Genomic DNA, 22,904 nt, shown 5'->3' with positions numbered 1-22,904 from the left:
ACATGAACACCCTTCTGGACACTTTGCGCGGCTCGGCCGCAGCCTTCGTCGAGGTGCGCCGCGACATCCACAGGCACCCCGAGCTCGGCTTCGAGGAACACCGCACCAGCGCCCTGGTCGCGCAGCAACTGGAGCAATGGGGATACGAGGTGGAGCGCGGCCTGGGCGGCACGGGCGTGGTGGGGCAGCTGGTGCGCGGCAGCGGCCACCGGCGCCTGGGCCTGCGTGCCGAAATGGACGCCCTGCCCATCGCCGAGGCCAATGAATTCGCCCATGCCAGCACGCATGCCGGCGTCATGCATGCCTGCGGCCATGACGGCCATACCGCCATGCTGCTGGCAGCGGCCCGGCATCTGGCCGAGCACGGCGGCTTCGACGGAACGCTCACGCTGATCTTCCAGCCTGCGGAGGAGGGCGGCGGCGGCGCCCTGCGCATGATGGAGGACGGCCTCTTCGAGCGACATCCCTGCGACGCCATCTTTGCCATGCACAACATGCCGGGCCTGCCCCAGGGAAGGCTGGCCCTGCGCGAGGGCGCGGCCATGGCGTCTTCCGACTACGCCACGCTCACGCTCACCGGGGTGGGTGGGCATGGTGCCATGCCGCACCGCGCGGCCGACCCCATCGTTGCGGCCGCCAGCATCGTCATGGCCTTGCAGACCATCGTCTCGCGCAACATCGATCCGCTGCAGATGGCGGTGGTGACCGTGGGCGCCATCCATGCGGGCAAGGCCAACAACGTGATCGCCCACAGTGCGGTGCTGGAGTTGAGCGTGCGTGCGCTGGATGCCGATGTGCGCAGGCTGCTGGAGCAGCGCATTCGCGATCTGGTGAGTGCGCAGGCCGAGAGCTTCGGCGTGCAGGCGCAACTCGACTGGCGACCCGGCTATGCCGTGCTGGTCAACACGCCCAAGGAGACGGACTTCGCGCGCCAGATCGCGCTGGAGCTGCTGGGCCCGGAACATGTCACGCTGCAGGCGCCACCCTTGCCGGGCAGCGAAGACTTTGCCTTCATGCTGCAGCGCGTGCCAGGCAGCTATCTGCTGATCGGCAATGGCCATGCAAGCGAGCAGGGCGCCTGCATGGTGCACAACCCGGGCTATGACTTCAACGACGACAACATCGCCGTGGGAGCGGCGTACTGGGTTCTGCTGGCGCAGCGGTTTCTGGTGGCCGGTTGAACGGGTTCGGCCCGGCGCATTTCACTCGCCGTGGTGGATCTCCATCCAGCCCACGCGTCCTTGTCCGCCCTCATTGAGGCGGCCCACAAAGCCTTCAGCCTGCGACTGCGGCAGGCGCAGATCGAACTGCACCAGCGATCCATGCTCGACCTGGAGCAGCTCGGCGCCTGCCGCATCGATCTCGCGGCGCACCAGGCCTTCGAGCGCATAAGGGACACTGCAGCGCAGCAATTGCATGCGCTGCAGCGTCACCTTCTCGGCGGTCAGCAAGGCCTGGGCCACGGCATCGGTGTAGGCACGGACCAGGCCGCCGGCGCCCAGCTTGACGCCGCCGAAGTAGCGCACCACGGTGGCCAGCACGCCTTCCAGGTCCTGGTGGCGCAGCACATCCAGCATGGGGCGGCCTGCCGTGCCGCCGGGCTCGCCGTCATCGACGGCTGCCGACTGGCCTCCCGCCAGCAAGGCCCAGCAGACATGGGCGGCGCCCGGGTGCTCGCGGCGCAGCGCATCGACCACGGCCTGGGCGCTGGCGCGGTCGGCCATGGGCTGCACGCAGCCGATGAAACGGCTTTTCTTGATGAGGAGTTCGCTGTGCGCAGGCGCGCGGAGTGTCTGTGGCATGGAGGGCGGCAAGCTTACCCGATCGCCCCTGGCCCGGGGTTTGGCGCATGGATTCATTACGCCTTTATTACGAAGCGCTACACATTTGTGAGCATGCGTACCTTGTGTCATTTCAGCTTCAGAGGGTTGCATCCAGGTTTGTCCTACAGAAATAGTGAAAGATTCGCAGTAAGCTTTCTGTCAAGGAGGCGCAACCATGAACACCCCACCTTCCCGCGATCCCGTTCTCACCGAACACACCTTTGGCCGCGATCATTTCAGTCCTCCGCCCATGGCGTTGGAGCAGGCAGGCCAGGACCATGAAGCCGCCGGTGGCGGCCTTCCTCTGGACCTGGACCAGCGCATTCGCAACGTAGGCGAATGGTGATGGCTGCAGCCGTGCAGCCAAGGGCCATCCGGCCAGGCTGAGCGGCTCCAACGACCGCCGACAGGAACGCAGCAGGCAATGGCCTCGCTGCGCTGGATTTATCATTCCAACATCTTCACCCAGGCCGGCTGCGCAATGCACCGGCCTTTTTTGCATTCCTGCCACGGCCTGTTCCCGCACCCATGAGCAATGACACCGTCCGCAGCCATTGGCTGCTGGCACCTGCCTGCGCCAGCGATGCCAGCCTGCCTGTGCCGCTGGGCGATGTGACGGCGCTGCTGGAGCAGGTGGGCCGTTCCAGCGGCAGCAGCGACGAGGTGGCCGGGCAGCTGCTGCACCTGCTGGGCCGGCATGTGCCGTTGGCGCAGTGCACGATCTTTTCGTTCCAGGGGCGATCTCGGCCGCGCATCGTGGGGTTCGGGGACCGGGCACGCACAGGCGCACTGCCTTTGATTTCCCAGGATTACAGCGAGCGCTTCTATCCACTGGACGGCGCGCAGCGCGTGATGCAGGCCGAGCTGGCGCGGCAGCAGCGCAATCCCCAGGCGCCAGCGCGCGTCTGGCTCCATCGCCAGAAGCCTTCGGACGTGAGCCATCCCGAGTACCGCCGTGTCTGCTATGACCTGCCCCGCCTGGTGGAGCGGCTTTCGCTGCTGACCCTGCAGACCGGCGCACGCTGGCTGGCGGTGAATCTGTACCGGGGTGAGGAGCACGGCAGCTTTGACCCGCAGTCCATTGCACGCATCGAGTCCTTTGCTCCGCTGGTCATGCAGGCCATGCGCCTGCATTACGCAGGCCAGGCCCTGCAGGACGATCTGGCGGGCCTGGTGCTGGCGCGCCTGGCGCGGCGCTTTGTGCATCTCACGCAACGCGATATGGACGTGGTGCGCTGCGTGGTCGAGGGGCTGGACACCGAGCGGCTGGCGCAGCGCCTGGGCATCACGGTGGCCAGTGCCCGGACCTATCTCAAGCGCGTCTGCGGCAAGCTGGGCGTGCAGGGGCAGCGCGAGCTGTTTGCCTTGCTGATGGAGCCCGAGGCGCTGTCCTGAGCCTGGGGGCTGGAGGGTCCTGTCTGTCCCCATCCGGGGACATTGCCGGAGCGGGGGCTGCCTACACTGCGGCCTCACAAAGACGCAAGACGGAGACATCCATGCATCAGCCCCATGCCCAGCCGCGGCATTCCATCTACTACCGGTACCGGGTGCACCAGCCCTGGCTGCCTTCGCAGCATCCAGGGGTGCAGCGCCATCCTGTCGTCATCGTCGGCACGGGCCCTGTGGGGCTGACCACGGCGCTGGAGCTGGCGCGCCACGGCCAGCGCTGCGTGCTGCTGGAGTCCGAACTGCAGGTGTCCGAAGGCAGCCGCGCCATCGTCTTCACGCGCCGCTCCATGGAGATCCTGCAGCAGGTGGGCGTGGCCGAGCGGGTCATGGCGAACGCCTTGCCCTGGCGCTGTGGCAACTCGTTCTACCGGGGGCAGCGCGTGTTCCGCATGGAGGCGCCGCACAGCGAGGACGATCGCTTCCATCCCATGACCAATCTGCAGCAGCAGTACCTGGAGGAATACCTGGTCGATGCGGTGCTGGCCCATCCGCTGATCGAGCTGCGCTGGGGCAACCGCGTGGACCGGGTGGAGCAGGTCGGCAGCGGCGCCGCCGCAAAGGCGCGGCTGCAAGTGGACACGCCGCAAGGCCCGTATGCGATGGAGGCCGACTGGCTGGTCGCCGCCGATGGCGCCCGCTCCGGCATACGCACGGCCATGGGCCTGGTGATGGAGGGGGCGTCGTACGAGGGCCGCTTCGTGATCGCCGACATCCGCATCGACCTGCCACTGCCCACGGAGCGCCTGGCCTTCTTCGACCCGGTCTGGAACCCCGGCAACACCATCCTGATGCACCGCGAGCCGCATGGCATCTGGCGCGTGGACTACCAACTGCCTGCGGGCGAGGACGCGCAGCAGGCGCTGCAGCCCGAATCGCTCAAGGCGCGCATCGACGCGCAGCTGGAGATGATCGGCTTCGTCGGCACGCCCTGGGAAATGGACTGGAGTTCGGTCTACTCCGCCCGCGCGCTGACCTTGCCGGACTATGTGCACGGCCGCGTGATCTTCGCGGGCGATGCGGCCCACATGCTGCCCATCTTCGGCGTGCGCGGTGCCAACACGGGTTTTCAGGATGCCCAGGCCCTGGCCTGGCGGCTGGCCCTGGTGGCGCGCGGCGTGGCGCCGGTGAGGCTGCTGGACAGCTACAGCGGCGAGCGCGTGGGCGCGGCGCGCGAGATTGTCGAAGAGGCCGGCAAGAGCACGCGCTTCATGGCGCCGCCCTCGCGCGGCTTCCGGCTGCTGCGCGATGCCGTGCTGTCGCTGTCGCTCACCCAGGAATTCGTGCGGCCGCTGTACCACTGGCGCACCTCCCGGCCGCACGAATACGCGCACTCGCCGCTCAACAGCGCGGATGACGACAACCACCTGTTTGAAGCCGGCCCTGGCCATGGCGCACCGCCGCTGAACCTGCGCCTGGGGCCCGATGACTATCTGCTGGACCACCTGGGCGGTGGATTCGACCTGCTGTATTTCACCGATGGCACGCCCGTGCCTGCCCAGTGGTGCGAAGTTGCCAGGATGGCGCGCGGCCGTGGCGTGGGCCTGCGCATCGTGGCCATCTCCAGCCAGGCGGCCGCGCAGCCGGTCCAGGGTGCCGATCTGACCCTGGCCGATGCAGATGGCCGCTGCCGTGCACGCCATGGCGTGCCGGCAGGGCACCCGCCTGGTGCCGCCTATCTGCTGCGGCCCGATCAGCATGTCTGCGCGCGCTGGCTGGCGCTGGATGCCCGGCGCCTGCAATCGGCCATCGACAACGCCACCTGCACGCAAGGAGTTCCGGCATGAGCCAAGAACAGACATCACCCCACACCCTTGATATCGCCGGCCTGGAAACTGTCTACGACCAGCTGGCCACAGCCATCGACACGGCGGGCCCGCAGCGGTCTGAGCTGTTCCTGGTCAAGCTGGCGCTGCTGGCGGCCGAACGGCTGGGCAGCGCGTCCGTGTTCTCGGAGCTGGTGCAGGCGGCGCAGCAGGATCTCTAGTGCGTAGTCGCGCTCCAGGGAAAACCGCTATCGCTGTCGGGGTGCCGACGGGCCGTGGCATGGCCGGCACTGGCTAACATCGGCCCGAAAACAAGGGTCCCGCGAGCCATGGATGTACTCAGTGAAGTTCTCGATATTTGCCGCTCGGAGCGCGCCGTCACGGCGCGCTTTGCGCTGACGGCGCCGTGGAGCCTGAAGTCCACGGGCGTCACCGGCGCCATGATCCGCATGGCGCGCGGCGCGCCTTACTGGATCCAGGTGGAGGGCATGCCGGCGCTGCGTGTCGACCCCGGCGATTTGGTCATGCTGCCCATGGGCGCCGCGCATGTGGTGGCGTCCGACATGGACGTTGCCAGCGAGCTGTTCTCGCGCATGATCGCCCGCCACGCCGAAGGACCGCGGGACGAGAATCCCCTGGTCTTCAGCCATGGCGGCGGCGGCGAGGCCACGGACATGTTTTCGGCCCTGTTGTGGTTTTCCGCCTACTGCCGTCATTCGGTATTCCGCATCCTGCCGCCGCTGATCCACATCCGGGCAAGCGACCTGCCGCTGGCCGACTGCCTGGCCACCACCATGGAGTCGCTCACGCTGGAGACGCTGGCGCGGCGCCCGGGCTGGCGCCTGTCGGCCGCGCGCATGGGCGAGCTGCTGCTGGTCAACATCCTGCGCGAGCACCTGGCGCGCGAGGCCGCCGTGGGTGAAGGCTGGCTGCGGGGCCTGGGCGATGCCTGTGTTGCGCGTGCTCTGGTGTGCATGCACCGCGAACCGCAGCGGGCCTGGAGCGTGGAGACGCTGGCCATCGAGGCCGGCATGTCGCGCACCCGCTTCAGCATGCGTTTCAAGGAGCTGGTGGGTGCCACGCCCATCGGCTATCTGACGGCGCACCGCATGGCGCTGGCCGCCCAGCAGATGGAGGCCGGCGGGCTGTCATCGGCCCGCATCGCCGAGAACGCGGGCTACGACTCGCCGAAGGTGTTTGCACGGGCATTTCGCCGCTGGTCCGGGCACACGCCCAAGGCCTGGCTGGCGCAGGAGGCCGCAAAGAGGTCGGGCTGGCAGCAGCAGGAAGGCCGTATCAGGGGGCTGGAGCAAGACCCTTGACCAGCAGGGTTGAGTGCCGAAACGTACACTGGCCGGTTCCTTCCGCACAGGCTCCCAGAAGCCGAACCGCCCATCATGAACGCCCCCGTTGACGTTTCCTTCTTCCATCGCGCCGCCAAGCCGCTGACCAGCTATCGTCCTTACTGGGCCAAGCGCTTTGGCACGGCCCCGTTCCTGCCGATGAGCCGGGCTGAGATGGAACAGCTTGGCTGGGACAGCTGCGACGTGATCCTGGTGACGGGCGACGCCTATGTGGATCACCCCAGCTTCGGCATGTCGGTGATCGGCCGGGTGCTGGAGGCACAGGGCTTTCGCGTGGGCATCATTGCCCAGCCTGACTGGCAAAGCGCCGAGGCCTTCAAGGCCCTGGGCCGGCCCAACCTGTTCTGGGGCGTGACGGCGGGCAACATGGATTCCATGATCAACCGCTACACGGCCGATCGCAAGATCCGCTCCGACGATGCCTACACGCCGGGCGACGTGGGCGGCAAGCGCCCTGACCGCGCGGCCATCGTCTACAGCCAGCGCTGCCGCGAGGCCTACAAGGACGTGCCCATCGTGCTGGGCGGCATCGAGGGCAGCCTGCGCCGCATCGCCCACTACGACTACTGGAGCGACAAGGTGCGCCGCTCCATCGTCGTGGACAGCAAGTGCGACATCCTGCTGTACGGCAACGCCGAACGCGCCCTGGTCGAGGTGGCCCACCGCCTGGCTGCGCGCGAGCCCGTGGAAAGCATTACCGACGTGCGCGGCACGGCCTTCTTCCGCCGTGAGTCGGAAGCGGGCTGGTTCGAGCTGGATTCCTCCGTGGTGGACGAGCCCGGCGTGGTCGAGCCCCACATCAACCCCTACATGACCACCAGCGAGCAGGCCGAGGCCCAGGGCCAGACCTGCTCCAAGGAAGAGGGTGATGCCGACGCTAAGCCGGACGGCGCCTCGGTCGCCGCCGTTCAGACCATCCAGTTCGTGCCCAACCCGTCGCTGCGCGGCAAGGGCAAGCAGCCGCCGCGCGACAAGACCGTGCTGCGCCTGCCCAGCTACGAGCAGGTCAAGGCCGATCCCATCCTCTACGCCCACGCCAACCGCGTGCTGCACCTGGAGACCAATCCCGGCAACGCCCGCGCCCTGGTCCAGGCCCACGGCGAAGGCGTGACCGCGCGCGATGTGTGGCTGAACCCGCCCCCCATCCCGCTGACCACGGCCGAGATGGACTGGGTCTTTGGCCTGCCGTATGCGCGAAGCCCCCATCCCAGCTATGCCGACGCCAACGGCAGCCATGAGGGCGAGACCAAGATCCCGGCCTGGGAGATGATCCGCACCTCGGTCAACATCATGCGTGGCTGCTTCGGCGGCTGCACCTTCTGCTCCATCACCGAGCATGAAGGCCGCATCATCCAGAGCCGCTCCGAGGAGTCCATCATCCAGGAGGTCGAGGACATCCGCGACAAGGTCAAGGGCTTCACCGGCACCATCTCCGACCTGGGCGGCCCCACGGCCAACATGTACCGCCTGGGCTGCAAGAGCCCCGAGATCGAGGCCGCCTGCCGCAAGCCCAGCTGCGTGTTCCCCGGCATCTGCCAGAACCTGCACACCGACCATGCCCCGCTGGTCAAGATCTACCGCCGCGCGCGCAATCTGCCGGGCATCAAGAAGATCCTGATCGGCTCGGGCCTGCGCTACGACCTGGCCGTGAAGTCGCCCGAGTACGTCAAGGAACTGGTGCAGCACCATGTGGGCGGCTACCTGAAGATCGCGCCCGAGCACACCGAATCCGGGCCGCTGACCAAGATGATGAAGCCGGGCATAGGCAGCTATGACCGCTTCAAGCAGATGTTCGAGCAGTTCAGCGAGGAAGCGGGCAAGAAGCAGTACCTGATTCCCTACTTCATCGCCGCCCACCCGGGCACCAGCGACGAGGACATGATGAACCTCGCCATCTGGCTGAAGAAGAACGGATTTCGCGCCGACCAGGTGCAGACCTTCTACCCCAGCCCCATGGCCACGGCCACGGCCATGTACCACTCGGGTCGCAACACCCTCACCAAGGTGCGTCGCCAGATGCGCGACGTAAGCGAGGAGTCGGTGGACATCGTGCGCGGTGAAAAGCGCCGCCGACTGCACAAGGCCTTCCTGCGCTACCACGACCCCAACAACTGGCCGCTGCTGCGCGAGGCCTTGAAGGCCATGGGCCGTGCCGACCTCATCGGCAACGGCAAGCAGCACCTGATCCCCACCTTCCAGCCCCTGGTCGATGGCGGCTACCAGAGCGCGCGCCGCAAGAACAGCACCCAGGGAACGGGCGTGGCCGCGCGTGCCGTGGTCTCCCAGCAGGGCAAGGCCTATGCCCTCAACAAGGCCGGTGGCAAGAGTGCGGGGCCGGGCAAGGCGCAGGCACAGGCCCGCGACCCCGGAGGCGACGTGCGCTTGCGCTCCAGTCAGCCCAAGCCCGGCCGCATGCTGACCCAGCACACGGGCCTGCCACCGCGCCCTGGCGTGGGCGGCTCCGCAGGCGCTGCCGGGGCCGGCCGCAAGGCCGCGCCGGGCGGGCGCAAGCCGCGCTGACGCGCCTCAGCCGACTGCCGGCGCCAGCGTGCCTTGCCATTCGCGGCGGGCGGCCTGGGCACCGCTTTCGAAGTACTGCGTGTCCAGCGGCACGGGCCGCGCCAGGGCAAAGCCCTGCGCGTAGTCCACGCCCACGGCCTGCAGGGCCTGGGCGATCTCCCGGCTTTCCACATACTCGGCCACCGTGCGCTTGCCCAGGATATGGCCTATGCGGTTGATCATCTCCACCATGGCGTGGTTGCTGGGGTCCTGGAGCATGTCGCGCACGAAGCCGCCGTCGATCTTCAGATAGTCCACGGGCAACTGCTTCAGATAGGTCAGCGAGGACATGCCCACGCCGAAGTCGTCCAGCGCAAAACGGCAGCCCAGCGTGCGCAGGGCCTGGATCAGCCGGGTGGCGCTGGACAGACTGGCGATGGCGCTGGTCTCGGTGATCTCGAAGCACAGCAGCTGCGGCGCGATGCCGTGCGTGCTCAGCTGCGCCTGCACAAAGTCCAGCAGCCCGTCGTCGTCGAGGCTGGGGCCTGACAGATTGATGGCGCAGGTGTCGATATGGCGCAGCGCGGCCGGATGCTCGGCCAGCGTGGCCAGCGTTCTGGCGATCACCCAGCGGTCGACGGTGGGCATGATGCCGTAGCGCTCTGCCGCGGGTATGAACGCGGCTGGCGAGATGATCTGGCCCTGCTCGTCGCGCAACCGCAGCAGCACCTCGAAATGCAGGCCGCGCTGGCCATCGGGCTGCAGCGGTGCAATGCTTTGTGCATACAGGCAAAAGCGCTCCTGCTCCAGCGCCGTGCGTATGCGCGTGACCCATTCCATCTCGCTGACGTGGCGGGTGTATTCGCCGTCGTCGCTGCGGTAGACATAGATGCGGTTGCGGCCGCGCTCCTTGGCGCGGTAGCAGGCCATGTCGGCCATGCGCAGCAGGTCCTGGGCCGACTGGACCTCGCCGCCGATGTGGACCAGTCCAATGCTCAGTCCTGTGCGCAGCACCTGCTTGCCCCAGTGCACGTGCAGGGCTTCGGCAGCCTGGCGCAGCTTTTCGGCAATGCGCAGCGCGGGCTCGGGCGGACAGTTCTCCAGAAGAACGCCGAATTCGTCGCCGCCCAGGCGGGCCAGGGTGTCTGTCTCGCGCAGGTTGTGCAGCAGCAGACGGCTGACCTCGCACAGCATTTCATCGCCCGCCGGATGGCCGCAGGTCTCGTTGATGAGCTTGAACTGGTCCAGATCCATGTACAGCAGGGCTGCGGGCCGCAGCCTGTGCTGGCCCTGGTTGAGCAGGCGCTGCAGGCGGCGCTCGAATTCCACGCGGTTCTCCAGCCCGGTCAGGCCGTCATGGCTGGCATGCCAGGAAAGCTGGTCCAGATACTGCTGCTCACGCGAGACATCCCTGAGCACGATCACCGCACCTGCCGGGCGCTCCCCGCCGCCGCTGATGGCCGAGCCCATGAGCTTGACCGGCACGATGCTGCGGTCATGGCGCCGCAGCCACCGCGTGTGCTCTTCGCGCAATTGCCGACCCGACAGCAGATGGGTCAGCAGGCTTTCCGCCGTCTGGGTGGTGTCGATGCTGTTGAAATGCAGGCCCTTGGCCAGGTGCCGTCCCTTGAGCTGCTGCTCGCTGCTGCCCAGCAGGCCCAGCGCGGCAGGGTTGGCATAGTCCACCACGCCCTGGGCGTCCGTGGTGATCACGGCATCGCCCAGCGATGCCAGCGTGGTCTGGGCCCTTTCCTTTTCGGTCAGCAGGTCGTTTTGCACCTGCTGGCGCTGCTGCAGCATGCGCCGCGTATGCCAGAGTGCCACCAGGATCAGCGCCACGCCCAGCATCAGGTGAATGCACTGCAGCCACACCACCATCTGCCGGGAGCTGCGGCCCAGCGAGGCGCTGAACTGCTGGGTGGCGGGTGTGACGCCGGCGTTGATCTGCTCGATCTCGCGCTTCCAGGTGATGACGTCCTCGGCGCTCACGCTTCCCACGGTGTGGCGCTGCTCTATCTCCTGCGCCAGCCGGTCGAGCTGTTGCAGGTACTGGTCGCCCTGCTTCCAGTAACGATAGGGCTCCTCCAGCAGTTCGACATGGCGAAAAGTCTGCATCAGCCAGATCAGCGCGTCGGCATCGTCCGGGTGGTTGCCTCCCAGCAGAATGCCGGCGCGCGCGTCCTTGACCCTGGCCGGCACATCGTCCAGCGCCATGCGGGCCTGCCAGTCGCCTGCAGGAACGATCATGGCCTGCTCGAAGCGCGCCAGGTCGCGCGCCGAGCCGCTGTCCACATAGCGGCTCAGGGCGTAGATGGCATCCTTCTGTGCCTTGGACCACAGGCTTTCTCCGGCCACGAAGGCGCGCACCGCAGACACAAGGTAGAGGCTGCCGCTGGCCATGACCACCAGCACCACGACCACCAGCACCAGGGGCCAGATGCGCTGCACCAGCTGCAGTACCGGCACATGGGCTGGGGGCTGGCTTTGCATAGGCGGTGGACGGAAGGGGGACCCAGCGGCGGCCTTAGGCGCTGGCGCCGATGCGCTGCAGGCCAGGCGCTGAGTGGCTAGGTGGCTGACGCATCCCGGATAGCGGGGCGGTCGATGGATGTTCTCGAACCATGGGGCTGCCTCCAGATGAGCCGATTATGGGTGTTTCCAGATGTGTTCGGGTTGTCTGGTTGTATGCGCAACTCTGATTTAAGAGGAGCAGGCTATCGCGGTAAAGAGGGTCGTCGGCAGCAGCATGTTCATACTCAGCGGGCAGCCGCGACCCAGGCGGCTTGTAGGTCGTGCGCAGATGCTGCCTTTCGGCATTCGCCTACAAGCGGCGCGAGGCCGCTGGCTGAGCGGCGAGCGGATGCAGGGGCAGGTCGTGGCGCTCGGCCAGGTCTGCCAGTTCGGCGCAGGACAGGGCAGCCAGGAAGGCTTCCAGGGCCGCATGCGTGGCCGGGTTGCGCATGCAGGCGATGCTGCCATCGCCCGGCACCGATGCTGCTGCGCACAGGCGTGCCGCGAAATGCGGCTCCAGTGCCGCCACGGCCACCGAACCGTCGGCGCAGGCATAGACGCGATAGCCTGCGTGTGCTCCGCCCACATCTCCGTCGGGCCGGGTCAGGCCCCAGTGCCAGGGCAGGGCCAGCCATTGCGCGGCCTGTGCCAGTCCTGTTTCCTGCAGGTTGCCGTGGCCGCTGCGCTGGCGCAGCAGCCAGGCCTTGAGCACGGCCTCGCTGGCCATCAGCGCGCCAGCCATGTCGGCAAACAGGCTGGGTGGCATGGCGCCGCCCTGTACCAGCCCCGCCTCGGCCTGATAGGTCAGGTCATGGCCCGGCACATCGGCCAGGGCTCCCGCGCTGCCGACGATGCGCACCAGCGACAGCTGCGGATGGCGCTGCTGCAGCGACGCCCAGTCCAGCCCCAGCTTGGCCAGCGCGGCGGGGCGGAACGAGGTCAGCAGGATGTCGGCGCTGTCCAGCGCCTTGTGCAGCGCGGCCTGTCCGTCCTCGGTCTTGAGCTGTGCCTGCCAGACTGCGATGCCCTGGTGCATGTCGGAATAGGCCTGCGGGCTGTAGAGCGCCATAGGGTCCGCGCCGGCAGGCCCTGGCTGCGCAGAGGGCGGCTCCAGCTTGCTGCACTGCGCGCCCATGGCCGCGCAGCGCATCAGGGCGGCGGGACCCGGCAGGTTCAGTGCCAGGCTCAGAATGCGTACGCCGGACAGGGGCAGCCCGTCTGCAGGCGAGGAGGTGAAGGGAGTGAGGCAGGCGTGATCTGGCATGGGAATGGAGCGTCTCGTTCTTCATTCGATGTTTCGGCTGCCCGCATGATCGCACCGGTACCCGCGCAGCCCTGGCGCATACCGGACTGCCAGGATGCAAAAATCGCCCGCACAAAGAAAATGCCGCCAGGGCAGGGAGCGCTGGCGGCATGCCTTCTCACCCGGCGCAGGGCCAGGTGGCTGGAGTGGCGGTCAGACCACCTTGGCGATCGACTGGCAGACGTAGTCGATATTCTTGCTGTTGAGCGCGGCCACGCACATGCGGCCCGTGTCCGTGCCGTAGACGCCGAACTCGGTGCGCAGGCGCACCATCTGGTCCTTGCTCAGGCCGGAGTAGCTGAACATGCCGATCTGCGTGGTGATGAAGCTCATGTCCTGCTGGACGCCGGCAGCCTTCAGGCCATCCACCAGCTTCTGGCGCATGGCCTTGATGCGCACGCGCATCTCGCCCAGTTCCTTTTCCCACAGTGCGCGCAGCTCGGGGTTGTTCAGCACGGCCGCCACCACGGCGCCACCATGGGTGGGCGGGTTGGAATAGTTGGTGCGGATCACGATCTTGAGCTGGCTCAGCACGCGGGCCGCCTCTTCCTTGTCGTTGGCGACCACCGACAGTGCGCCCACGCGCTCGCCGTACAGGCTGAAGCTCTTGGAGAACGAGGTCGAGACGAAGATGTTCAGGCCGGCGGCCACGAACTTGCCGATCACGGCGCCGTCTTCGGCAATGCCGTGGCCAAAGCCCTGGTAGGCCATGTCAAGGAAGGCCACCAGGCCCTTGGCCTTGACGGCGGCAATCACCTGGTCCCACTGCTCGGCCGTGATGTCGTAGCCGGTCGGGTTGTGGCAGCAGGCGTGCAGCACCACGATGGTGCCAGGGGCCGCTGCGTTCAGGTCGGCCAGCATGCCTTCGAAGTTCACCTTGCGGTTGACGGCGTCGTAGTAGGCATAGGTGCCCACCTCGAAACCGGCGTTCGTGAAGATGGCCTTGTGGTTTTCCCAGCTAGGGTCGGAGATCAGCACCTTGGCAGCGGGGCTGATCTTCTTGAGGAAGTCGGCGCCGATCTTCAGGCCGCCGGTGCCGCCGATGGCCTGCACCGTGGACACGCGGCCGGACTTGACGACGTCGGACTCGGCGCCGAACACCAGGCCCTTGACTGCGGCATCATAGGCAGCGATGCCGTCGATGGGCAGGTAGCCGCGGGCCGTGGGCTTGTCCATCATCGCCTTCTCGGCGGCCTGCACGCACTCGAGCAGGGGCAACTTGCCGTTGTCGTCGAAGTACACGCCCACGCCCAGATTCACCTTGCTGGGGTTGGTGTCGGCAGCGAACTGCTCGTTCAGACCCAGGATGGGGTCGCGGGGGGCCATTTCGACGGCGGTAAACAGAGACATGAAGCGTCCTTGGGATGTCTTGGGAGGTGGAAAAAACGCGGCTAGCCCCAAGCTGCGGTAGGCTTTCGGGTTAACCCATGAATTCTAGCGATCTCGCCGGCCGATACCCACTTTTGCGAACCCACGTCATGCACGAAGTCTCTGATTCCTCTCCAGCACCTGCGGCCTCGGGCCAGTTCGTGCATTTCGCGGACTCCCCCTTCGAGCTGTTCCAGCCCTATCCACCGGCTGGCGACCAGCCCGCCGCCATTGAGAAGCTGGTCGAGGGCATCCAGGACGGTGAATCCTTTCAGACCCTGCTGGGCGTGACGGGCTCGGGCAAGACCTTCACCATGGCCAACGTGATCGCCCGCCTGGGTCGTCCGGCCATCGTCTTCGCACCCAACAAGACACTGGCCGCACAGCTGTACAGCGAGTTCCGCGAGTTCTTTCCCAAGAACTCCGTCGAGTACTTCGTCAGCTACTACGACTACTACCAGCCCGAGGCCTACGTGCCCCAGCGCGACCTTTTCATCGAAAAGGACAGCGCCATCAACGAGCACATCGAGCAGATGCGGCTTTCGTGCACCAAAAGTCTCATGGAGCGGCGCGACGTGGTCATCGTGGCCACGGTCTCGGCCATCTACGGCATCGGCGAACCCGAAAGCTACCACCGCATGATCATGACGCTGCGTACCGGCGACCGCATCAACCAGCGCGACGTCATCGCGCAGTTGATCCGCATGCAGTACCAGCGCAACGACCAGGACTTCAGCCGCGGCAAGTTCCGCGTGCGCGGCGACACCATCGATGTCTTCCCCGCCGAGCATTCCGAGCTGGCCATCCGCATCGAACTCTTCGACGACGAGGTTGAAAGCCTGCAGCTGTTCGACCCGCTCACGGGCCGCGTGCGCCAGAGCATTCCGCGCTTCACTGTCTACCCCAGCAGCCACTACGTCACGCCGCGCGACAAGGTGCTGGCCGCCGTGGAAACCATCAAGCTGGAACTGGCCGAGCGGCTCAAGCAACTGGTGGGTGACGGCAAGCTGGTCGAGGCCCAGCGCCTGGAGCAGCGCACGCGCTTCGACCTTGAAATGCTCACCGAGGTCGGCCACTGCAAGGGCATCGAGAACTACACGCGCCACCTCTCCGGCGCAGCCCCGGGCGAGCCCCCCAGCACATTGACCGACTACCTGCCCAGCGACGCGCTCATGTTCCTGGACGAGAGCCACCAGATGATCGGTCAGCTCAACGCCATGTACAGCGGCGATCGCTCGCGCAAGACCACGCTCGTGGAGTACGGCTTTCGGCTGCCGTCGGCGCTGGACAACCGGCCGCTGAAATTCGAGGAATTCGAGCGGCGCATGCGCCAGGTCATCTTTGTCTCGGCCACGCCGGCAGACTACGAAAAAACCCACTCAGGTCAGATCGTGGACCAGGTTGTGCGCCCGACGGGGCTGATCGACCCCGAAATCGAAGTGCGCCCGGCCACCAACCAGGTGGATGACGTGCTGCAGGAAATCCGCCTGCGCGTCGAGCGCGGGGAGCGTGTTCTCATCACCACGCTCACCAAGCGCATGGCCGAGCAGCTCACCGACTACCTGAGCGAAAACGGGGTCAAGGTGCGCTATCTGCACTCCGATGTGGAGACGGTGGAGCGCGTGGAGATCATTCGTGACCTGCGTCTGGGCGTCTTCGACGTTCTCGTGGGCATCAACCTGCTGCGAGAGGGCTTGGACATCCCTGAAGTCTCGCTGGTCGCCATCCTCGATGCCGACAAGGAAGGCTTTCTTCGCGCCGAGCGAAGTCTCATCCAGACCATCGGCCGCGCAGCACGCAACCTGCACGGCAAGGCCATCCTCTACGCGGACAGGATCACGGAGTCGATGAAGAAGGCCATCGGCGAGACCGAGCGCCGCCGCGCCAAGCAAATGGCGTTCAACGAGGAAAACGGCATTGAACCCAAGCAGATTGTCAAGCGGGTGAAAGACCTGATTGATGGTGTCTACAGCGAAAAAAGCGGCAAGGAAGCGGAACGTCTGGAGGCCAATCAGCTCGAAAGAGCGCGTGTCGAGGACATGTCCGAAAAAGATGTGGCCAAGGAAATCAAGCGTCTGGAGAAGCAGATGCTCGAACATGCGCGCAGCCTGGAGTTCGAGCAGGCGGCGCGGGTGCGCGATCAGCTGGCACTGCTCAAGGAGCAACTGTTCGGAGGCTCTTCCGCGCAGGTTTCCTGAGGCGGTGCCTTGTCTGAAGCCTGTTGGCTCTTGTTACCCGACAAAATTGATGGGGAATGTGGTACACTCAGGGTCAACACTCAACAACAACAAAAACTTCGATGAAAAGAAGGGCTCTGAACCTTTTGAACAGGACGGAGTAAGGGCGGAGACTGTGCCCAACTCCAGTCAAATCGCTGGAGCGGGTGTTTCTGTAACGTACAAGCCTGACTGAAGGAGCTCGTAATGCGTCTCACCACCAAAGGCCGTTTTGCGGTCACTGCCATGATCGATCTGGCCCTGCGCCAGAACAATGGCCCTGTTACGCTGGCTGCCATCAGCCAGCGACAGCAGATTTCCCTGTCGTATCTCGAACAGCTGTTCGGCAAGCTGCGCCGCCATGAACTCGTCGAGTCCACCCGTGGACCCGGCGGCGGTTACACGCTGGCCCGCAAGGCTGGCGACATCACCGTGGCCGACATCATCGTCTCCGTGGACGAGCCCATTGACGCCACCCAATGCGGCGGCAAGGAAAATTGTCTGGGCGAAGCAGGCCGCTGCATGACGCATGAACTGTGGGCGGCATTGAATCAGCGCATGGTCGAGTTCCTCGATTCCGTGACGCTGCAAAAGCTCGTCGACGAACAATTGGCCAAGGGCATCCAGATCGAGGACAAGCCCGTAGTGCGTCGTGCGATTTCCACGGCTCCCGTGGTCAAGCCCATCCGCGTGAATGCACCGAACTCGGTATTCGCGCTGGGCAACGCCTTCGCCAAGTCCTGATCGACTTTTGACACCCTGAGGGCAGGGCGCCGCTGCGCATGGCTGTGTGGCGCGGTGCTGCCCGCCCGGATGGATTCACCGGAGTTCATCGCCTTCCCGATTTTTGCCAGCCGGAACTTTGATAAGAGCCAGTCATGGACATGACCCCGCATTTCCCCATCTATCTCGACTATGGCGCGACCACTCCCGTGGACCCTCGCGTGGTGGACGCCATGATCCCATGGTTGCGTGAGCACTTCGGCAACGCTGCATCGCGCAGCCATGCCTGGGGTTGGGAGGCCGAAGAGGCCATCGAGAAGGCCCGCGGCCAGGTGGCGGATCTGATTGGCGCGGATCCCCGTGAAATTGTGTGGACCAGTGGCGCGACCGAGTCCATCAATCTTGCCATCAAGGGTGCGGCGCACTTCTATCAAGGCAAGGGCAAGCATCTGATCACGCTCAAGACCGAGCACAAGGCCGTGCTCGACACCATGCGTGAACTCGAGCGCCAGGGCTTTGAGGTGACCTACATGGACGTGCAGCCTGATGGTCTGCTCGATATCGAGGCATTCAAGGCCGCGCTGCGTCCCGATACCATCTTGGTGAGCGTGCTCTTCGTGAACAACGAAATCGGCGTCATCCAGGACATTCCCACGATTGGCGCGCTGTGCCGCGAGAAGGGCATCCTGTTCCATGTGGATGCTGCGCAGGCTACGGGCCGCGTGGAGATCGACATGTCCAAGTTGCCGATCGACCTGATGAGCATGACCGCGCACAAGACCTACGGTCCCAAGGGCGTGGGTGCCCTGTACGTGCGCCGCAAGCCGCGTGTGCGCCTGGAGGCGCAGATCCACGGCGGTGGTCATGAGCGTGGCATGCGTTCGGGTACGCTGCCCACGCACCAGATCGTCGGCATGGGCGAGGCTTTCCGCATCGCCAAGGAAGAGATGGTCGAGAGCAATGCCAAGGCCTATGCGCTGCAACAGCGCCTGCTCAACGGTTTGAAGGATCTGGAACAGGTCTTCATCAACGGCAGCATGGAGCACCGTGTGCCTCAGAACCTGAACATGAGCTTCAACTTCGTCGAAGGCGAGTCGCTCATCATGGGCATCAAGGGGCTGGCAGTGTCGTCGGGCTCCGCTTGCACTTCGGCCAGCCTGGAGCCCAGCTATGTGCTGCGTGCCCTCGGTCGCAGTGACGAGCTGGCGCACAGCAGCCTGCGCATGACCATCGGCCGTTTCACGACCGAGGAAGAAATCGACTACGCGATCAGCACCATCCGCACCAATGTGGTCAAGCTGCGCGAACTCAGCCCGCTGTGGGAGATGTACAAGGACGGCATCGACCTCAGCACCATCCAGTGGGCGGCGCACTGAGCGTCGGCCGGCACGCGAATCAAGTATTGAAGAGGTAGACATCATGGCTTATTCCGACAAAGTGGTAGACCACTACGAAAACCCCCGCAACGTGGGTTCGTTCGACAAGAGCGACGAATCGGTGGGCACCGGCATGGTCGGCGCGCCTGCCTGTGGCGACGTGATGAAGCTGCAGATCAAGGTCAACCCCGAAACCGGCGTCATTGAAGATGCCCGTTTCAAGACCTATGGCTGTGGTTCGGCAATCGCCTCGTCTTCGCTGGTGACCGAGTGGGTCAAGGGAAAGACGCTGGATGAAGCGGCTGCGCTGAAGAACAGCCAGATCGCCGAAGAACTGGCCCTGCCTCCCGTCAAGGTGCACTGCTCCATCCTGGCCGAAGACGCCATCAAGGCCGCAGTGGACGACTACCGTGCCAAGCGCACTGCGGTGGTGGCCGCCTGATATGGCGATCTCGCTGACCGAGTCCGCGGCCCGCCATGTGAGCCGCTACCTGTCGCGCCGCGGCAAGGGCATCGGCGTGCGCCTTGGGGTCAAGACCACGGGCTGCTCCGGGCTGGCCTACAAGCTGGAGTATGTGGACGAACAGTTGCCCGAGGATGTGATCTTCGAGGACCACGGCATCAAGGTGCTGGTCGACCCCAAGAGCCTGGCCTATATCGATGGCACGGAACTGGACTTTGTGCGTGAAGGCTTGAACGAAGGCTTCAAGTTCCACAACCCCAACGAGCGCGATCGCTGCGGCTGCGGCGAGAGCTTTCGCATCTGACCGGCATTTGCCGGGGGGCCAGGCTCTGGTGGCCTGGCGGCATGCCCGGCAGGCCCTGACTTTTCTACTCCCTCAAGAGGCCGCCATCGCTTCGGTGCTGGCGGCTTTTTATCGACATGAACCTGCAATCGGACGATTTCGAGCTGTTTGCGCTGCCGCGCCAATTTGCGCAGGAGCGCAGCACCATTGACGCGCGCTGGAAGGAGTTGCAGCGCGAGGCCCATCCTGACCGCTTTGCCTCGCAGGGCGCAGCTGCGCAGCGTGTGGCCATGCAATGGTCGGTACGCATCAACGAGGCCTACCAACGGCTGAAAGAGCCGCTCAGGCGAGCAGCCTATCTTTGCGAATTGCTGGGTGCACCCGTGCGTGCCGAGGACAACACCTCCATGCCCACCGCCTTTTTGATGCAGCAGATGGAATGGCGCGAGGCGCTGGACGATGCGCAGGACGAGGCCGCCTTGGATGCGCTGGACGGCGAAGTGTCGCAGGCCAGAAAGAGCATGCTGGCCGAATGCGGCCGCCAGCTCGATGAACTGCACGATGCCCAGGCGGCCGTGCAGCAGGTCAGAGCCCTCATGTTTGTTGCGCGATTTGCGCAGGACATAGAGCGTCGCCGCGATCAACTGGGACAATAGTCCGCGACCCGAACCTCCCACGAGAGTCCCTTATTCACAAGGCAGGCCGGCCGGCCCGGACCTGCAATTTCCCCGAGTATTTCCATGGCGCTTTTGCAGATTTCCGAACCCGGTCAGTCCCCCGATCCCCACCAGCGACGCATTGCCGTGGGTATCGACCTGGGCACCACCCATTCGCTGGTCGCCGCAGTCCGCAATGGCGTGGCCGAATGCCTGCCGGATGATCAGGGTCAGGTACTGCTGCCTTCCGTCGTGCGCTATCTGCCCCAGGGGCGCCGCGAGATCGGCTACGCCGCGCAGGCGGCGCTGTCCACCGATGCGGGCAACACCATCGCCTCGGCCAAGCGCTTCATGGGCCGCACGCTGGCGGACATCGACGCGCCGGAGAAGCTGCCTTACCGCTTTGCTGAGCAAGAAGCCGGTCGTGGCGTGATCGGGATCGAGACCATCGATGGCACGAAGACCCCCGTGGAAGTCAGCGCCGAGATCCTGGCCACGCTGCGCTTTCGCGCCGAGGACACCTTCAACGACGACATCCATGGCGCGGTCATCACCGTGCCAGCCTACTTTGACGACGCGCAGCGCCAGGCCACCAAGGATGCGGCCAAGCTCGCCGGCATCAACCTGCTGCGGCTGATCAACGAGCCCACGGCTGCCGCCATTGCCTATGGCCTGGACAACGGCTCCGAAGGCGTTTACGCCGTCTACGATCTGGGTGGCGGCACTTTCGATATTTCGGTCCTGCGCCTGTCCCAGGGTGTGTTCGAGGTCGTCTCCACGGGGGGGGACTCGGCCTTGGGTGGCGATGACTACGATGCGGCACTGGCTGAGTGGGTGGCCCAGCAGACCGGCGTGGTTCCGCAGACCGCCGAGGACAAGGCCCGCTGGCGCATGGCGGCACGCCTTTGCAAGCAGGCATTGACGGATGCTCAGGCCGCCACGTTCACGGCAGAGCTGTCCACCGGCACTGTGCATTTCGATGTCAAGCGTGGCGACTTCGATGCGAGCACGGCCCATCTGACGGCGCGCTCGCTGGCGGCGGTGCGCCGCGCACTCAAGGACGCTGGCCTGACGCGCGACGAGGTGCAGGGCGTGGTCCTGGTCGGTGGTTCCACCCGCATGCCCCAGGTGCGCGAGGCAGTGGCCCAGTTCTTTGGCCGCGATCCTCTCGTCAACCTCAATCCCGATGAAGTCGTGGCGTTGGGCGCTGCCATTCAGGCCAATCAACTCGCGGGCAACAGTTCCAGCGGCGACATGCTGCTGCTGGATGTGATTCCCCTGTCGCTGGGTGTGGAGACCATGGGCGGTCTGGTGGAGCGCATCATCACGCGCAACGAGACCATTCCCACGGCCCGCGCCCAGGACTTCACCACCTACAAGGACGGGCAGACGGCCCTGGCCATTCATGTGGTGCAGGGTGAGCGCGATCTTGTGGCGGACTGCCGCAGCCTGGCGCGTTTCGAACTGCGCGGCATCCCGCCCATGGCAGCCGGCGCGGCCCGCATCCGCGTGACCTTCACCGTGGATGCCGACGGCCTGCTGTCGGTGGGTGCCAAGGAGCAGATCAGCGGCGTCGAGGCGCATATCCATGTCAAGCCCTCGTACGGCCTCTCGGACGACGAGGTCGCCCGCATGCTGCAGGACGGCTTTGCCACGGCCCAGCAGGACATTCAGGCGCGCGCTCTGGTGGAGGCGCGTGTCGATGCCGACCGCATGCTCATGGCCACGGAGAGCGCGCTGCAGGCCGATGGCGATGTGCTGGCTGCAGACCAGCGCGCAGCCATCGACGCGCTGGTCGACGCCCTGCGCGCCAGCGTGGGCTCCGAGGATGCTGCCGTCATCGAGGCCGCAACACAGGCGCTGGCCAAGGGCACGGAGTCCTTTGCCGCCGAGCGCATGAACCGCAGCATCCAGCAGGCCCTGGCCGGCAAGAGCGTGCAATCCCTTTCCTGATTTCTGATCCGAACGCAGATCCGCCATGCCCGTTATCAAAATACTTCCCCACGCCGAATACTGTCCCCAGGGTGCCGAAATCGAGGCGCCTGCCGGCACCTCCATCTGCGAGGCACTGCTGGACAACAACATCAAGATCGAGCACGCCTGCGACATGAGCTGTGCATGCACCACCTGCCACGTGGTGGTCAAGGCAGGCTACAACTCGTTGAACGAGGCCGAGGAAGAGGAAGAAGACCTGCTGGACCGCGCATGGGGCCTGCAGCCGCAGTCCCGCCTGTCCTGCCAGGCCATCCTGGCGCGCGAGGACGTGACCATCGAGATTCCCAAGTACTCGCTCAACCACGCCAAGGAAAACCACTGAGGACCCAGCACATGTCGCGTCAAATCATTCTCGACACGGAAACCACGGGCCTGTCCGCCGACAACGGCGACCGGCTCATCGAGCTGGGGTGCGTGGAGATGGTCAACCGCAAGCTGACCGGCAACAACCTGCATCTGTACTTCAATGCGGGGCGCGACAGCCATCCGGACGCGCTGCGCGTGCACGGCATCACCACCGAGTTCCTCAAGGACAAGCCTCGCTTCGAGCAAAAGGTCGATGAGATCTGGGAGTATCTGCAAGGCGCTGAACTCATCATTCACAACGCGCCTTTCGATCTGGGATTCCTGAACAAGGAGCTGGAGCTTGCCAACCGCCCGCCGATCAGGCAGTGCGTGAGCGGCGTCATCGACACCCTGGTCATGGCCAAGGAAATGTTCCCAGGCAAGCGCAACTCGCTGGACTCGCTGTGCGACCGTCTGGAAGTGGACAACTCCGGGCGCACGCTGCACGGAGCCTTGCTGGATGCGGAACTGCTGGCCGATGTCTACATCAACCTCACGCGAGGCCAGGAGGCCCTGCTGATGGTGGAGGAGCCGGCCCAGTCCGAGGGCGGCCTGGTGGTCGCGCAGGTCGATCTGCGCAGCTTCAGGCTACGCGTGGTGAGCGCCAATGATCAGGAGCTGGCCGCGCACGAGGACGTGATGGTGCAGATGGATAAATCGAGCGGCGGCAAGACAATTTGGCGCAGCTTCGAAAATCAGTCCTAGAAGTTATGACATAATCTAAGTCTTGTCGCAGTAACGACATATGGGTGATTAGCTCAGCGGTA

At 65.4% G+C, this 22,904-nt stretch carries 20 protein-coding genes and 1 tRNA gene (1 of these 21 running past the window's edge); 17 read left to right on the top strand and 4 right to left on the bottom strand.

Annotated features, from left to right (window positions below):
* Window positions 1-2: 2 nt before the first annotated feature.
* Window positions 3-1,181, top strand: coding sequence for a M20 aminoacylase family protein (locus AC5I49_RS26385; protein ID WP_495790127.1), 1,179 nt, complete (start codon window positions 3-5; stop codon window positions 1,179-1,181).
* 21 nt (window positions 1,182-1,202) lie between these two features.
* On the opposite strand, the gene AC5I49_RS26380 is transcribed toward AC5I49_RS26385, so the two are convergent.
* A complete protein-coding gene (locus AC5I49_RS26380; RefSeq protein WP_495790126.1) occupies window positions 1,203-1,802 on the bottom strand; it encodes an IMPACT family protein in 600 nt (199 codons plus the stop codon).
* A 196-nt stretch (window positions 1,803-1,998) separates the two neighbouring features.
* Between AC5I49_RS26380 and AC5I49_RS26375 the strand changes: the two genes are divergently transcribed.
* The 6 genes from AC5I49_RS26375 (at window position 1,999) to AC5I49_RS26350 (ending at window position 8,919) form a co-directional block, all read left to right on the top strand.
* Window positions 1,999-2,169: a hypothetical protein gene (locus AC5I49_RS26375; protein ID WP_016447134.1), complete on the top strand. Its 171-nt coding sequence runs from the start codon at window positions 1,999-2,001 to the stop codon at window positions 2,167-2,169.
* Between the two features lie 182 nt (window positions 2,170-2,351).
* Window positions 2,352-3,218 (top strand): helix-turn-helix transcriptional regulator, encoded by an 867-nt coding sequence (locus AC5I49_RS26370; protein WP_495790125.1) that lies wholly within the window; start codon window positions 2,352-2,354, stop codon window positions 3,216-3,218.
* Between the two features lie 101 nt (window positions 3,219-3,319).
* Complete coding sequence (locus tag AC5I49_RS26365; protein WP_312840343.1) at window positions 3,320-5,056, top strand: FAD-dependent monooxygenase; 1,737 nt, start codon at window positions 3,320-3,322, stop codon at window positions 5,054-5,056.
* The gene (locus AC5I49_RS26360) at window positions 5,053-5,256 is read left to right on the top strand and encodes a hypothetical protein (RefSeq protein ID WP_016447131.1); all 204 of its coding nucleotides are present in this window, start codon (window positions 5,053-5,055) and stop codon (window positions 5,254-5,256) included. Before AC5I49_RS26365 ends, AC5I49_RS26360 begins: the two co-directional genes overlap by 4 nt.
* Before the next feature lie 108 nt (window positions 5,257-5,364).
* Window positions 5,365-6,357: an AraC family transcriptional regulator gene (locus tag AC5I49_RS26355; protein WP_046239848.1), complete on the top strand. Its 993-nt coding sequence runs from the start codon at window positions 5,365-5,367 to the stop codon at window positions 6,355-6,357.
* A gap of 75 nt (window positions 6,358-6,432) precedes the next feature.
* A complete protein-coding gene (locus tag AC5I49_RS26350; RefSeq protein ID WP_288897073.1) occupies window positions 6,433-8,919 on the top strand; it encodes a YgiQ family radical SAM protein in 2,487 nt (828 codons plus the stop codon).
* 6 nt (window positions 8,920-8,925) lie between these two features.
* On the opposite strand, the gene AC5I49_RS26345 is transcribed toward AC5I49_RS26350, so the two are convergent.
* The 3 genes from AC5I49_RS26345 to AC5I49_RS26335 all read right to left on the bottom strand — a co-directional run bounded on the left by AC5I49_RS26345 (window position 8,926) and on the right by AC5I49_RS26335 (window position 14,062).
* Window positions 8,926-11,388, bottom strand: coding sequence for an EAL domain-containing protein (locus tag AC5I49_RS26345; protein WP_043790148.1), 2,463 nt, complete (start codon window positions 11,386-11,388; stop codon window positions 8,926-8,928).
* A 331-nt stretch (window positions 11,389-11,719) separates the two neighbouring features.
* Entirely contained in the window at window positions 11,720-12,673 is a 954-nt protein-coding gene (locus tag AC5I49_RS26340; RefSeq protein ID WP_017403937.1) for a CoA transferase, read from the bottom strand.
* Between the two features lie 192 nt (window positions 12,674-12,865).
* Entirely contained in the window at window positions 12,866-14,062 is a 1,197-nt protein-coding gene (locus tag AC5I49_RS26335; RefSeq protein WP_016447126.1) for an amino acid aminotransferase, read from the bottom strand.
* Between the two features lie 128 nt (window positions 14,063-14,190).
* On the opposite strand from AC5I49_RS26335, the gene uvrB reads away from it, so the two are divergent.
* The 10 genes from uvrB to AC5I49_RS26285 form a co-directional block, all read left to right on the top strand.
* Complete coding sequence (gene uvrB / locus AC5I49_RS26330; RefSeq protein WP_034365932.1) at window positions 14,191-16,278, top strand: excinuclease ABC subunit UvrB; 2,088 nt, start codon at window positions 14,191-14,193, stop codon at window positions 16,276-16,278.
* Between the two features lie 225 nt (window positions 16,279-16,503).
* Window positions 16,504-17,040 carry a Fe-S cluster assembly transcriptional regulator IscR gene (gene iscR, locus AC5I49_RS26325; RefSeq protein WP_012205825.1) on the top strand — a complete coding sequence of 179 codons (537 nt, stop codon included), beginning with the start codon at window positions 16,504-16,506 and terminating at the stop codon, window positions 17,038-17,040.
* A 134-nt stretch (window positions 17,041-17,174) separates the two neighbouring features.
* A complete protein-coding gene (locus AC5I49_RS26320; RefSeq protein ID WP_017403940.1) occupies window positions 17,175-18,395 on the top strand; it encodes an IscS subfamily cysteine desulfurase in 1,221 nt (406 codons plus the stop codon).
* Window positions 18,396-18,438: 43 nt separating this feature from the next.
* Entirely contained in the window at window positions 18,439-18,837 is a 399-nt protein-coding gene (gene iscU, locus AC5I49_RS26315) for a Fe-S cluster assembly scaffold IscU (RefSeq protein ID WP_016447123.1), read from the top strand.
* Between the two features lies 1 nt (window position 18,838).
* Window positions 18,839-19,162 carry an iron-sulfur cluster assembly protein IscA gene (gene iscA, locus AC5I49_RS26310; RefSeq protein ID WP_016447122.1) on the top strand — a complete coding sequence of 108 codons (324 nt, stop codon included), beginning with the start codon at window positions 18,839-18,841 and terminating at the stop codon, window positions 19,160-19,162.
* Window positions 19,163-19,278: 116 nt separating this feature from the next.
* Window positions 19,279-19,797: a Fe-S protein assembly co-chaperone HscB gene (gene hscB / locus AC5I49_RS26305; protein WP_016447121.1), complete on the top strand. Its 519-nt coding sequence runs from the start codon at window positions 19,279-19,281 to the stop codon at window positions 19,795-19,797.
* Between the two features lie 84 nt (window positions 19,798-19,881).
* On the top strand, window positions 19,882-21,750 hold the full coding sequence (gene hscA, locus AC5I49_RS26300; RefSeq protein WP_016451691.1) for a Fe-S protein assembly chaperone HscA: 1,869 nt from the start codon (window positions 19,882-19,884) through the stop codon (window positions 21,748-21,750).
* Window positions 21,751-21,775: 25 nt separating this feature from the next.
* Window positions 21,776-22,114, top strand: a complete 339-nt coding sequence (fdx, locus tag AC5I49_RS26295) for an ISC system 2Fe-2S type ferredoxin (protein WP_013802212.1) — start codon at window positions 21,776-21,778, stop codon at window positions 22,112-22,114.
* Window positions 22,115-22,125: 11 nt separating this feature from the next.
* Complete coding sequence (gene dnaQ / locus AC5I49_RS26290) at window positions 22,126-22,842, top strand: DNA polymerase III subunit epsilon (protein ID WP_016447119.1); 717 nt, start codon at window positions 22,126-22,128, stop codon at window positions 22,840-22,842.
* A gap of 42 nt (window positions 22,843-22,884) precedes the next feature.
* A tRNA-Val gene (locus AC5I49_RS26285) sits at window positions 22,885-22,904 on the top strand (it continues 155 nt past the right edge of the window).

The organism is Delftia sp., from assembly GCF_059499305.1.
Note: the sequence above shows the minus strand (reverse complement) of the source record. Positions and strands in the feature narration are given on the sequence as shown.